12 protein-coding genes and 1 pseudogene are annotated in these 12,867 nt (G+C 53.1%); 9 read left to right on the forward strand and 4 right to left on the reverse strand.

Going from position 1 to position 12,867, the window contains the following annotated elements:
• Nucleotides 1-22 precede the first annotated feature (22 nt).
• Together SK62_RS08515 and yebS are read right to left on the reverse strand one after the other, a co-directional pair.
• On the reverse strand, nucleotides 23-2,656 hold the full coding sequence (locus tag SK62_RS08515; protein ID WP_048249476.1) for a PqiB family protein: 2,634 nt from the start codon (nucleotides 2,654-2,656) through the stop codon (nucleotides 23-25).
• Nucleotides 2,625-3,908 (reverse strand): membrane integrity lipid transport subunit YebS, encoded by a 1,284-nt coding sequence (gene yebS, locus SK62_RS08520; protein WP_020480541.1) that lies wholly within the window; start codon nucleotides 3,906-3,908, stop codon nucleotides 2,625-2,627. Before yebS ends, SK62_RS08515 begins: the two co-directional genes overlap by 32 nt.
• Before the next feature lie 132 nt (nucleotides 3,909-4,040).
• On the opposite strand from yebS, the gene SK62_RS08525 reads away from it, so the two are divergent.
• The 4 genes from SK62_RS08525 to htpX all read left to right on the forward strand — a co-directional run bounded on the left by SK62_RS08525 (nucleotide 4,041) and on the right by htpX (nucleotide 8,464).
• A complete protein-coding gene (locus SK62_RS08525; RefSeq protein ID WP_006811006.1) occupies nucleotides 4,041-4,538 on the forward strand; it encodes a GAF domain-containing protein in 498 nt (165 codons plus the stop codon).
• Between the two features lie 96 nt (nucleotides 4,539-4,634).
• Nucleotides 4,635-5,321: an RNA chaperone ProQ gene (gene proQ / locus SK62_RS08530; RefSeq protein WP_003859895.1), complete on the forward strand. Its 687-nt coding sequence runs from the start codon at nucleotides 4,635-4,637 to the stop codon at nucleotides 5,319-5,321.
• A gap of 19 nt (nucleotides 5,322-5,340) precedes the next feature.
• Complete coding sequence (gene prc / locus SK62_RS08535) at nucleotides 5,341-7,389, forward strand: carboxy terminal-processing peptidase (protein WP_048249478.1); 2,049 nt, start codon at nucleotides 5,341-5,343, stop codon at nucleotides 7,387-7,389.
• A gap of 193 nt (nucleotides 7,390-7,582) precedes the next feature.
• Complete coding sequence (gene htpX, locus SK62_RS08540) at nucleotides 7,583-8,464, forward strand: protease HtpX (protein ID WP_015570297.1); 882 nt, start codon at nucleotides 7,583-7,585, stop codon at nucleotides 8,462-8,464.
• Nucleotides 8,465-8,515: 51 nt separating this feature from the next.
• On the opposite strand, the gene SK62_RS08545 is transcribed toward htpX, so the two are convergent.
• The gene (locus tag SK62_RS08545) at nucleotides 8,516-9,889 is read right to left on the reverse strand and encodes an MFS transporter (RefSeq protein ID WP_047719461.1); all 1,374 of its coding nucleotides are present in this window, start codon (nucleotides 9,887-9,889) and stop codon (nucleotides 8,516-8,518) included.
• A gap of 178 nt (nucleotides 9,890-10,067) precedes the next feature.
• On the opposite strand from SK62_RS08545, the gene kdgR reads away from it, so the two are divergent.
• Complete coding sequence (gene kdgR, locus SK62_RS08550; RefSeq protein ID WP_015570299.1) at nucleotides 10,068-10,859, forward strand: DNA-binding transcriptional regulator KdgR; 792 nt, start codon at nucleotides 10,068-10,070, stop codon at nucleotides 10,857-10,859.
• Nucleotides 10,860-10,922: 63 nt separating this feature from the next.
• Here the strand turns inward: kdgR and SK62_RS08555 are convergent, their stop codons facing one another.
• A complete protein-coding gene (locus tag SK62_RS08555; RefSeq protein WP_017384332.1) occupies nucleotides 10,923-11,162 on the reverse strand; it encodes a YobH family protein in 240 nt (79 codons plus the stop codon).
• Between the two features lie 160 nt (nucleotides 11,163-11,322).
• Between SK62_RS08555 and mgrB the strand changes: the two genes are divergently transcribed.
• The 4 genes and pseudogenes from mgrB to cspE all read left to right on the forward strand — a co-directional run bounded on the left by mgrB (nucleotide 11,323) and on the right by cspE (nucleotide 12,864).
• Nucleotides 11,323-11,466, forward strand: coding sequence for a PhoP/PhoQ regulatory lipoprotein MgrB (mgrB, locus tag SK62_RS08560; protein ID WP_003859906.1), 144 nt, complete (start codon nucleotides 11,323-11,325; stop codon nucleotides 11,464-11,466).
• A 74-nt stretch (nucleotides 11,467-11,540) separates the two neighbouring features.
• A complete protein-coding gene (locus tag SK62_RS08565) occupies nucleotides 11,541-11,828 on the forward strand; it encodes a YebO family protein (RefSeq protein ID WP_047719462.1) in 288 nt (95 codons plus the stop codon).
• Between the two features lie 669 nt (nucleotides 11,829-12,497).
• Nucleotides 12,498-12,642: pseudogene (locus tag SK62_RS08570) on the forward strand (DUF2627 domain-containing protein).
• Between the two features lie 12 nt (nucleotides 12,643-12,654).
• Complete coding sequence (gene cspE, locus SK62_RS08575) at nucleotides 12,655-12,864, forward strand: transcription antiterminator/RNA stability regulator CspE (protein WP_001062678.1); 210 nt, start codon at nucleotides 12,655-12,657, stop codon at nucleotides 12,862-12,864.
• Nucleotides 12,865-12,867: the final 3 nt, after the last annotated feature.

The raw sequence follows: 12,867 nt of genomic DNA on the forward strand, positions 1-12,867 counted from the left end.
GTTGACACCGGAGCCTGCGAGATTAACGCGGCAGCGCCGTTCCCCATTCGCGCCACTCTTTCGGTTCACTTTCCAGCAGCAGGAAGTGTTTACCTGCCTGCGCCTTAGGTGCCAGAGGCGTGCCAGGCGGCGTCGCGAAGGCAATGCCGCCGCGAATGAACTGATTAAAGGTCCCCGTTTTGACCACGCCACCGGTCAGGCCGAAGTCCAGCGAGTAGCCTGAAGCGAGCCAGAACACCGAGTTGTTGCGCACCAGATGCTGATAACGCTGGCTGATGCGCAGGCCGACCATCACGCGATCGGACAGATTACCCAGCGTCAGGCTTGTTACTGTCCCTACTTCAATGCCGCGGAACAGGACCGGCGTACCGATGCCCAGCGAACCGGCTTCCGGCACTTCAACCACAATGCTCAGACCGTCCAGGTAACGGGAGTCGGTGATGGTGGCCTCCTGCAACTCAAATTCACGACGTGCGTTGCCGCGACCCGGTTCAACGTTAATGTACGGCTGAAGTATGGTATCGAGATGCTCAACCCCTGCGGCAGAAATTTGCGGCGTAACTACCGAGAAGCGCGAGCCTGCCCGGGCAAACGTCTGCACATATTCCGGATAAAGCACGGCGGTCGCCTGCACTTCATTGCGTGCGGTGATCAGCGTCAGCTTCTGGACCTGCCCGATATCAATGCCGAGATAGCGGATGGGCATGCCTTCTGCCAGTTTACCGGCATCAAAGGTGTGCAGGGTAATCTGCCCCCCGACCGCGCGCGCCGCGGTTTCGGACGGGAAGAGGATCCGCTTGTCACCTTTACGCATGTTGCCGCCCGCGCCGCTCAGGTTATCGAAGCTGATCGCACCGCGCAGGGCACGGGAGAGAGGCGATGCCTGTACGGTCAGCCCGCTGCCGTTGAGCTGCACTTTCGCGCCACCCTCAGCCCAGAACACGCTGTTTGGCGTGAGCAGCTTGCGGTACTCCGGCTTGATATGCAGTTCGATATCAAACGCGTCCGCACGAGGACGAACGGTGATCACTTCCCCCACCTCAAACTTACGGTAAAGCACGACGGAGCCTGCCTGGACATCCGGCAGCGTTTCAGCGCTTAAGGTCAGCGTGGTGGTTGGCAGGTCGCCAAGGCTATTTTCAATGACTTTGTCCAGATTGGCGAACAGCGGATAGCTTTCGCGCAGCGCACCTTTGCTGCCCGGCAGAATGCGGATCCCGCCGTTAACCCACTCACTGGCGCTGGCGCCGAGGAACTCAACCCCGTCCAGACCCACCTTCACGTCGACCCGACTGTTAACCACAAATTTACTGTCGCCGTGGACCAGGTTGCCGTACTGCGGATCGATGGCGGCGGAGAAGGAGACCCCTTTTTCCGACAGCTTACGTTCGAGGACCTGGCCCACCTGCACACCGTGCAGGATCAGCGGTTGCCCGGCTTCGATACCGTAGCTTTCCGGCGCATTCAGCGTAACCGTCAACACGCCCGGTTTTTGCAGCAGGGCTTTATCCGCCGGCGCGATAACAAAGTTTTTGTTCGGCGCACCTTCGCCGGGGATCAGCTCAAAGGTGCTTCCCGTCAGCAGAGAACTGATGCTGGCGTCGCTGAGGGAGAGCTTCGGATTACGCAGTTCAATGCGCGTTTTTTCCCGCAGGAGATCCACCACACTCGGATCCACCGTCATTTCGCCGGTAACGGAACCGCCCGCATTGAGGGTTAATTTTGTCAGTTGCCCGACCTCTAAACCCTGGTACATCAGCGGGGTCGAACCGGCTTTCAGGCCTTTGGCATCCGGCAGGGTCAGCTTGACGATGACACCGCGCTGGCTGTGCGCCAGGTCGGCGTACAGGCCAAAGGTATCTTCTGCGGCGGCAGGGCTGGAGTTAGCAGGTGAGTCGAAGGCGATAGCGCCATTCACCAGCGCCGCCAGGCTCTCAAGCTTCACTTTCGCACCGCTTAAGCTCAGGTCAGCATCGACGCCTGAGACGTTCCAGAAGCGGCTGCCTTTTTTCACCAGGTTGGTAAAACGGCGCTCGATGAGTACATCAATGGTCACGCCATCTTTGTTCGGGTTAATGGCGTAGTCGTAAACGCGGCCTACCGGAATTTTGCGGAAATAGACCAGAGAACCACTGTTCAGCGAGCCCAAATCCGGCGCGCGGAGATGGATCATCAAATCGCCGTTATTCAGCCGATATTTCGGCTGGGTATCCAGCGCAACAAAGTGATCCTGTGGCTCACCTTTGCCGGGCATCATGCCGATATAGTTACCGCCCACAAGCGCATCCAGCCCGGAAACGCCGGCCAGGGAGGCTTTAGGCGTGACCAGCCAGAACTGCGTTTCGGCACGCAGGGCATCCTGCATATCAGACTTAATGCTCGCCCGGACCTGGATTTTGTTCAGCCCTTTGCCAAGGGAAATATCCTGCACGGTACCCACTTCCACCCCCTGGAAGCGAACGGGGGTACGTCCGGCGACAATGCCGTCCGCAGACTGGAAATCAATCGTGATGGTACTTCCGCGATCTTCATAGCTCGTCCAGATAAGCCAGCCTGCGATCATCAGCGCGATAACAGGCAGCAACCAGAATGGCGAAATGCGGCGTTTTGTTTTAATTCTCGCTTCAGTCGGCGAAGCGGGCGTTTCCTGACTCATGTGCGTCCCAAAGTAAGCGGCTGTCCAGCCATTCCACTGCAAGAATAGTCAATATCACCGCAGAGCCGAAATAAAAAGCTGCGGGTCCCATGGTAAAAGCAAGTAACTGATCGCGATTGATGAGCGACATCATCAGCGAAATCACGAACAGATCCAACATCGACCAGCGACCAATCCAGGTCACAAATCGCAGAAGCAGGATGCGGGTGCGTAGTCCTTGTTCGCATTTAAAGTGAATGCTAATAAGCAGCGTAAACATCACCACCACTTTGGTAAAGGGCACCAGAATACTGGCGATGAAAACAATGGCGGCGACCCCCACGTTACTGTGCGCCAGAGAGATAATCCCCGAAAGGATAGTATCTTCCTGACGGGCGCCGTTCACATAAATTACGGAGATCGGCAGCATGTTGGCCGGGAACAAAAATACCAGGGAGGCGATTAGCGCCGCCCAGCACTTTTGCAGGCTGTTGTTGCGTCGCAATCTTAACGGAATGTGGCAGCGTGGGCACCTCCCGCGTTTATCCGGAAAACCGGTGTAATGGCAGCCCAGGCAGACGCGCAGGTTTTCATCAGGCCGGGTCGCGGGGCGCTGCGGGTAAAATCGCTCCCAAAGCTGTTCAACATTCAGATGAATCAGGGTCAAAATACTCAGCAGGACCAGTGAAATAAACGCGAAAAGGCCAATGCCGGGTTGTAAAAACGCATAATCCTGCACCTTGATGGAGGCCACGCCAATGCCTACCAGATAGATGTCCAGCATCACCCACTCCTTGAGCTTTTCCAGCATGAGCAGGACAGGGCGCAGGTTCATCCCCAGAATGTTGCCAAACCACAGGTAGGCAATTGCCGCGACCAGCACCAACGGCGCGCCGACGACGCAGAACAGCACCATGGCGGCCGTAAGCGGATCGCCCTGGCGCGTCATCTGCCAGATCCCCTGCAACACGTTAGCGTCAATACGCACGCCAAGCAGGTAGAGCTTTAACAGCGGCTCGGTCCAGGCGAAGGGCATCAGCAGCAGCATGGTGACCGCCATTGCCGCCAGACGCGTCAATGACCAGTCCCGGCCATCGCGGATTTTGGCATCGCAGCATGGACAAAAAGCACTTTGGTGCGATTTCATCTTCGGCAACATAAAAAGCGTATCGCACTGGGGACAACGCTGATAATGTGCACGGGGCAGAGCCTGGCTTACCGTACGGACAACGATCTTTCGTGTCGGCGTAATTTGGGGTGTTTTTAGGGCCATCAGTCGCACACAGATTAGTATTGTTGAAAGTTATAATAACTCATGAACGGATTCATCTTGAGCATGAGCGCATTTAATGCTTATTTTAATAGGCTATGCGGTAACTATGTAAGATAACTAAGTGATTGAATAATGAACAAAACAGAATTCTACGCGGATCTGAATCGCGATTTTAAGGCATTAATGGCAGGGGAAACCAGTTTCTTAGCCACTCTGGCAAATACCAGTGCGTTACTGTTCGAACGCCTTTCTGACGTGAACTGGGCAGGCTTTTATCTGCTGGAAGGTGACACGCTGGTGCTCGGGCCTTTCCAGGGTAAACTCGCCTGCGTACGCATCCCGGTAGGTCGTGGCGTGTGCGGTACCGCAGTGGCGACCCGTCAGGTTCAGCGTGTCGAAGATGTTCATGCGTTTGACGGCCACATTGCCTGCGATGCCAGCAGCAATTCTGAAATCGTACTGCCGCTGGTGGTTAAAAATCAGATTATTGGCGTTCTGGATATCGACAGCACGGTCTTCAGCCGCTTTACTGCCGAGGATGAGCAGGGGCTGCGCGCGCTGGCCGCAAACCTGGAAAATGTTCTGGCAGAGACTGATTATCATAAATTCTTTGCGAGCGTCGCAGGATAATCAACGGATAACGTAGCATTTACTGATAGCGTCATTATAATGTCGCCTGTTCATGCCTGCGCTTGTTGGCAACGTCCGTTGTAATCAGGAAATTTCATGGAAAATCAACCTAAGTTGAATAGCAGTAAAGAAGTTATCGCATTTCTGGCCGAGCGTTTCCCGCAGTGCTTCAGCGCTGAAGGTGAAGCGCGTCCTCTGAAAGTCGGTATCTTTCAGGATCTGGTCGCGCGCGTTGAGGGGGAGATGAACCTCAGCAAAACGCAGCTTCGTTCTGCCTTGCGCCTTTATACCTCGAGCTGGCGTTACCTGTACGGTATCAAGCCGGGTGCGACCCGTGTCGACCTTGACGGCAACCCGTGCGGTGAGCTGGACGAGCAGCACGTAGAACATGCGCGTAAGCAGCTTGAAGAAGCCAAAGCTCGCGTGCAGGCACAGCGTGCGGAACAGCAGGCGAAAAAACGCGAAGCCGCAGCGGCAAACGGTCAGGAAGACGCCCCTCGTCGCGAGCGTAAACCGCGCCCGGCACCGCGTCGTACTGAAAATAACGATCGCAAACCGCGTGCTGACAAACCCGCAGCTAAAGCCCCACGTGCGCCGCGCGAAGAGCCGCGTCACACCCCAGTTTCTGACATCAATGCGCTGAGCGTAGGTCAGTCTCTGAAGGTGAAAGCGGGTAACAACGCGATGGACGCCACCGTACTGGAAATCACCAAAGATGGCGTTCGTGTACAGCTGACTTCTGGTATGTCAATGATTGTACGCGCAGAACACTTGTTGTTCTGAAACGGAGGCCGAGCCTGGCATGAACACTTTTTTTAAGCTCACCGCGCTGGCTGGCCTGTTTGCTATAACAGGCCATGCTTTCGCTGTGGACGATATTACGCGTGTTGATCAAATTCCGGTTCTCAAGGAAGAGACTCAGCACGCGACGGTGAGTGAGCGCGTGACGTCGCGCTTTACTCGTTCGCACTATCGTCAGTTCGATCTCGATCAGGCCTTTTCGGCCAAAATCTTTGACCGTTATCTGAACTTGCTGGATTACAGCCATAACGTACTGCTGGCCAGCGATGTCGAACAGTTCGCTAAACGCAAATCCGAAGTGGGTGATGAGCTGCGCTCCGGAAAGCTCGATCTGTTCTACGATCTGTACAACTTATCGCAAAAGCGCCGTTTTGAGCGTTATCAATACGCGCTGAAAGTGCTGGAACGTCCGATGGACTTCACCGGCAACGACACCTTTAATCTGGACCGCAGCAAAGCGCCATGGCCGAAAGACGAGGCTGAACTGAATGCGCTGTGGGACGGAAAAGTCAAATATGACGAACTGAGCCTCAAGCTTACAGGCAAAGACGAGAAAGAGATCCGTGAGACGTTAAATCGTCGATACAAATTCGCTATTCGTCGTCTGGCGCAGACCAACAGTGAAGATGTTTTCTCGCTGGCGATGACCGCGTTTGCGCATGAAATTGATCCGCACACTAATTATCTCTCTCCACGTAACACCGAACAGTTCAATACCGAAATGAGCCTGTCTCTGGAAGGTATCGGTGCTGTGCTTCAGATGGACGATGACTACACCGTAATCAACTCCATGGTGGCCGGTGGCCCTGCGTCGAAAAGCAAAGCGATCAGCGTAGGCGACCGTATTGTCGGTGTGGGTCAAACCGGAAAGAGCATGGTGGACGTGATTGGCTGGCGTCTTGATGATGTTGTTGCGCTGATCAAAGGGCCGAAGGGCAGCAAAGTTCGCCTGGAGATCCTGCCAGCCGGTAAGGGGACTAAAACCCGTATCGTTACTCTCACCCGTGAGCGTATCCGTCTGGAAGATCGCGCGGTGAAAATGTCGGTGAAAACCGTAGGTAAAGAGAAGGTTGGCGTTCTGGATATCCCAGGTTTCTACGTCGGCCTGACCGATGATGTGAAAGTGCAGCTCCAGAAGCTTGAAAAGCAGAATGTCAGCAGCGTGATCATTGACCTGCGCAGCAACGGCGGCGGGGCATTGACCGAGGCCGTCTCGCTTTCCGGGCTGTTTATCCCGTCTGGCCCGGTGGTACAGGTGCGCGATAACAACGGTAAAGTGCGTGAAGATGCCGATACCGATGGTGTGGTCTACTATAAGGGTCCGCTGGTGGTGCTTGTCGATCGCTTCAGCGCCTCTGCATCGGAAATCTTCGCTGCTGCCATGCAGGATTACGGCCGGGCATTAATCGTCGGCGAACCGACGTTTGGCAAGGGCACCGTTCAGCAGTACCGCTCTCTGAACCGTATTTACGACCAGATGCTGCGCCCTGAGTGGCCTGCGCTGGGCTCAGTACAGTACACCATTCAGAAGTTTTACCGCGTCAACGGCGGCAGTACGCAGTGCAAAGGCGTGACGCCGGATATCATGATGCCGACAGGTACCGAAGAGACGGAAACGGGCGAGAAGTTTGAAGATAACGCGCTGCCGTGGGATAGCATTGATGCCGCGACATTCGTGAAATCAGGTGATATGAAACAGTTCGGACCGGAACTGCTGAAAAATCACAACGATCGCATCGGGAAGGATCCGGAATTCCAGTACATCATGAAGGACATCGCGCGTTTCAACGCTTTGAAAGCGAAACGGAACATTGTGTCTCTGAACTACGCCCAGCGTGAGAAAGAGAACAATGAAGATGACGCGACACGTCTGGCGCGTATCAACGATCGCTTCAAACGTGAAGGCAAGCCTCTGCTCAAAAAACTGGACGATCTGCCTAAGGATTACCAGGAGCCCGATCCGTATCTGGACGAGACGGTGCATATCGCGCTTGATCTCGCGAAGCTGGAAAAAGAGAAACCTGCCCTGCAACCTGCTCCGACAAAATAATCCCCCAACAGGCACAAGAAATTGTGCCTGTTTCTTTTTGTTCCTCTTTCTTCCGTCAGGCAGATTTCCAATTATGTAAAGTTGTGTCTTTCTGGTGACTTACGCCGTCTGGATGCTTGAAAATAGCCGTAATACCCATACGATGTGGGTAATCGCATAGTGCGTTTTGTTAAGCTGAGGTTAAAAGAATATTATGATGCGAATCGCGCTCTTCCTGCTCACCAACCTGGCGGTGATGGTGGTATTCGGGCTGGTGCTAAGCCTGACGGGAATTCAGTCGAGCAGCGTTCAGGGTCTGTTGATTATGGCGCTGCTGTTTGGTTTCGGTGGCTCTTTCATTTCACTGCTGATGTCCAGGTGGATGGCACTGAAATCCGTGGGCGGTGAAGTTATTGAGCAACCGCGTAACGATATGGAGCAGTGGCTGATGAGCACGGTAGCTCAGCAGTCAAAGCAGGCGGGCATTGCCATGCCGCAGGTAGCCATCTACCACGCGCCGGATATTAACGCGTTTGCTACCGGTGCGCGTCGTGACGCGTCCCTGGTGGCCGTCAGTACCGGCCTGCTGCAAAACATGAGCCGTGACGAAGCGGAAGCGGTTATTGCTCACGAGATCAGCCATATCGCCAATGGCGATATGGTCACCATGACCCTGATCCAGGGTGTGGTGAACACCTTCGTTATCTTTATTTCTCGTATTCTGGCACAGATTGCTGCCGGGTTTATGGGGGGCAACCGTGATGAGGGTGAAGAGAGCAACGGCAACCCGCTGATCTATTTTGCTGTTTCAATGGTGCTGGAGCTGGTGTTCGGTATCCTGGCAAGCATCATTACCATGTGGTTCTCCCGTCATCGTGAGTTCCACGCGGATGCCGGTTCCGCGAAACTGGTGGGTCGTGAAAAGATGATTGCTGCGCTGCAACGCCTTAAAACCAGCTACGAGCCGCAGGAAGCAAACAGCATGATGGCCTTCTGCATCAACGGCAAATCAAAGTCGCTGAGCGAGCTGTTTATGTCTCACCCGCCGCTGGATAAACGTATTGAAGCGCTGCGTAGCGGCGAATACCTGAAGTAACGTAATCGGGTTGAAAAGAACCGGGCTGGAGCCATTCTCCGCCCGGTTTTTTTATGCCTGCGCCTTTGGCTGGGTGACGCGAAGGCCGCTAATGACAGCCGCGAGGGTCGCCAGGGTCCCTGCGGTAATCAGCGCAACGTGTGTCGCATTCTGCCCGGAAAGGTTAAACATCAACGCCACCAGTGCGGCCCCGGTGCTTTGCCCTAACAGTCTTGCCGTGCCCAGCATCCCGCTGGCGCCACCGCTGCGATGACGTGGGGCAGAGGTGATAATCGTGTGGTTATTAGGGGACTGGAACAGACCAAAACCGGCCCCGCACAGGATCATGCGCCAGATAATATCCAGATCCCCCGGCGAGGCGGGCAGGAGCGCCAGCGAAAACAGTCCCACCGCCATGACAACCAGCCCAATCGCCCCCAGAAGCCCGGCATGGACGCGCTCAATAAGGTAACCGGCCAGCGGGGCCATCACCATGGTTGCCAGCGGCCAGGGCGTGAGCAGCAAGCCTGTCTCCACTTCTGAACGGCCAATCACGCTCTGCAAAAAGAACGGCAGTGCAACCAGCGCCAGCATCTGGGCGCAGAACGAGCAAATGGAGGTACAAATGGATAGCGAAAACAGCGGAATACGCAGCAAATCCACCGGCAGTAACGGCACGGGCAGCGCCAGCTGACGTCGAACAAAGAAAAAGCCGATGATAAGCATGGCAACGATTTCTGCGGCAATGAGCGACAAAGACTGTCCCTGCGCAAATCCGCTCAGCGCGGTAATCAGCAGGCCAAAGGTCAGCGCGTTCATCACAGCGCTGGGCAGATCGAAACGTGGCATGGTGTTTTTCGGACCATTTTCCGGAAGATAGCGCAGGGCGAAGAAGATCGCCACAATGCCCAGCGGCACGTTAATGGCAAACAGCCACTGCCACGAGGCAACGGACAGGATGGCGGCGGCAATCGTCGGCCCGGCGGCGGACGACACGGCCACAATAAAGGAGTTAATGCCCATCCCGCGCCCCAGGTGGCGGTGAGGGTAGATAAGCCGTATCAGGGCCGTGTTCACGCTCATTAGCGCCGCCCCGCCAAAGCCCTGTGCGATACGCGCCAGCGTAAGGGTGTGCAGTGAATCTGAAAGGGCACAGAAGAGCGAGGTGAGGGTAAAGACCACCAGCCCGCACTGGTACACCCGGCGATAACCAAACATATCGCCCAGGAAAGAGAGTGACAAAAGGGAAATCACAATCGCTATCTGGTACGCGTTGACAATCCAGATGGAGCTGGCCGGCGAAGCATTCAGGTCTTTGGCAATGGTAGGAAGAGCCACGTTGGCAATCGCACCGTCAAGGACAGCCATCGAAATACCGATGACAATAGTGGCAATTGCCCCGTACCGCTGCGGTAAGGGCAGGCCATCAGAAACGTTTTTTTGCATGGGAAAAGAATGACTCAGCGTGAAATTATTTTCAGAGTAACTATTTTAGCATCGTTATTTCGGTTTTATGTCGCAGATTTGTAACGAAGTAAACCCAGATAGATTGCAGCACGCATCACACGAATTTATAATAAAAACCGGTTCTGATTTTTATAAAACACTCTCCATGAGGTGATAAATGGCAATCGCAGATTTGGATAAGCAGCCAGATTCTGTTTCTTCCGTGCTGAAGGTGTTTGGCATCTTGCAGGCGCTCGGAGAAGAGCGTGAAATTGGTATTACAGAGTTGTCGCAGCGTGTGATGATGTCGAAAAGCACCGTTTATCGCTTTTTGCAGACGATGAAATCATTGGGTTATGTCGCGCAGGAAGGAGAATCAGAAAAATATTCTCTGACCCTGAAACTGTTTGAACTGGGCGCCCGCGCCTTGCAGAACGTGGATCTGATCCGCAGCGCTGACATTCAGATGCGTGAACTTTCACGACTGACGAAAGAGACAATTCACCTCGGTGCGCTGGATGAAGACAGTATTGTTTACATCCACAAAATTGACTCCATGTACAACCTGCGCATGTATTCACGCATCGGTCGTCGTAACCCGCTGTACAGCACCGCAATTGGTAAAGTACTGCTGGCCTGGCGCGATCGCGAAGAGGTGAAGCAAATCCTTGACGGGGTGGAATACAAACGCAGCACCGACCGCACGATTACCAGTACGGAAGAACTGCTGAGCGTGCTGGATAAAGTGCGTGAGCAGGGTTACGGGGAAGATAACGAAGAGCAGGAAGAGGGGCTGCGTTGCATCGGTGTGCCGGTGTTTGACCGCTTCGGCGTTGTCATTGCGGGCCTGAGCATTTCGTTCCCAACGCTGCGTTTCTCTGAAGAGCGTCTTCATGAATATGTGGCGATTCTGCATACCGCAGCGCGCAAAATTTCAGAGCAGATGGGCTATAACGATTATCCGTTCTGATCGACGCCACCAATAGAAACGCCGCACTTTTGCGGCGTTTCTGTAAGCGAAATTCAACGCGGATTAACCGTTATCAACCACAACAGATGATTTACGCAGCACAGGACAGTTGGTTAACCCGATGATCCCGCTGTCGGAATGGATGTACTGAGCCGTGCTTATCCCCTGGGCGGTAAGATATTTACACTGGATACCCAGACCCGCGGCATTTTCTTTGCTCCCCATTAATACGCCGTACCCACTTAATAACAGGCCGATCCAGACAATAGCCAGTACAATTACTGTACGAATAAGTAAACGCATCGTTGCCTCTTTTTTCTTTGTTGTCATAGAGTAAGCGTAACGGCTTTACGCAGTGAAACAAGTGCACGATTCCGAAAAGCGTCTGTTGAAGGTACAGTTAGCCCCTGTTTAAGATAACCGTGATAACCTGGCTGTATCAGGTCATAAGACGGAGTGTGGAGTGAAAAAAATACGCTGGGTAATTCTGATTATAGTGTTGATAGCATGCGTGGTGCTGTGGACGCAGACTATCAATGTGATGTGCGATCAGGATGTACAGTTCTTTAGCGGCATTTGTTCAATCAATAAGTTTATCCCCTGGTAGAGACCATTTTTACGCTGAGTGATGTCCTTACGCGGCGGCAGTGGTAAAATGGCGGTTTTTACTGAGGTGGTGAAATGGGTGAGTTACTGAATTCGGGGCTGCTGGGCATTGCATCCCTGGTAATGTCTTTGGTGGTGCTGGTCGTTGGGCTGGTGCTGTGGTTTTTCGTTAACCGCGCCAGCTCCCGCACAAATGAGCAGATTGAGCTGCTGGAAGCATTGCTCGATCAGCAGAAACGGCAGACTGCGCTGCTGCGTCGTTTGTGCGAAGCCAACGAGCCGGAGGAGAAAGCGGTACCGAAGGACGCTGTTGCTCAACAACAAGACGAGGAAGACTTCATTCGCCTGGTAGCTGAACGATAGTCTGCCCGGAGCGGGGAGGTGGCCTGACGTACGGCGTAAATCCCCTCCCTTATCAAATGCATCCCACAACATCCCGGCATTTAATTAAGCAGCAGTTAACTCATGTTTTAGCACACTGAAAACTGGCGAATATTTATCCTTATTTAACAAATTCAGTTTCGTTGAATAAATAGTGTGCTTTATCTTTACTGAAGTGTTTTATTTTTATCGAAACGTTTTGCTTGCCTTGTTTTGAGGCAGAGTCATAAAAATTTCATTATTTTGGTGCAGAATAACACTTATTAAATGGTGGTTTTTAATACAGTTAGCAAAATGTAATTAACATCGTATATTCCCTGACACATGTTGGTGCGTTGCAATGTTTTCAGCATAACTTTTCACAAAATGTCCTAACTCAGTCATTCCTTTAAAGAAATTCTGGGATTGGGATGGACGCTTTGAAATGATTGAGCTATGTTTAAAAAGTCTTTGATTACAGGGCGCGTCAACGCACCCTGCGGGCAGTGAGGTCAGGTGGCGCTTCATTTGACAATTCGCATAACTGTGCAGATTGTTATGGAGTAACGTCTGAATTTGTGCGGCGGATCGAGACACGTTTAAAAATGGCTTGCCATATTAAACGTTGTGTGTGATAACACGTTTTGGGTCAAACGAGGTACAGTTCTGTTTATGTGTGGCATTTTCAGTAAAGAAGTCCTGAGTAAACACGTTGTCGTTGAATACCGCTTCTCTGCCGAACCTTATATTAGTGCCTCAAGCAGTAATGTCTCAGTTTTATCTATGTCAAAGCCCGCGGGCTAAGAAAACACTCTAAGGAATTTTGCAAATGGCAAAGATTAAAGGTCAAGTTAAGTGGTTCAACGAGTCTAAAGGTTTTGGTTTCATTACTCCTGCTGACGGCAGCAAAGACGTGTTCGTACACTTCTCTGCAATCCAGGGTAACGGCTTCAAAACTCTGGCTGAAGGCCAGAACGTTGAGTTCGAAATTCAGGATGGCCAGAAAGGCCCAGCTGCGGTTAACGTAACTGCTATCTGATCG

The organism is Enterobacter sp. BIDMC109 (assembly GCF_001037885.1).
GTDB lineage: Bacteria > Pseudomonadota > Gammaproteobacteria > Enterobacterales > Enterobacteriaceae > Enterobacter > Enterobacter hormaechei_C.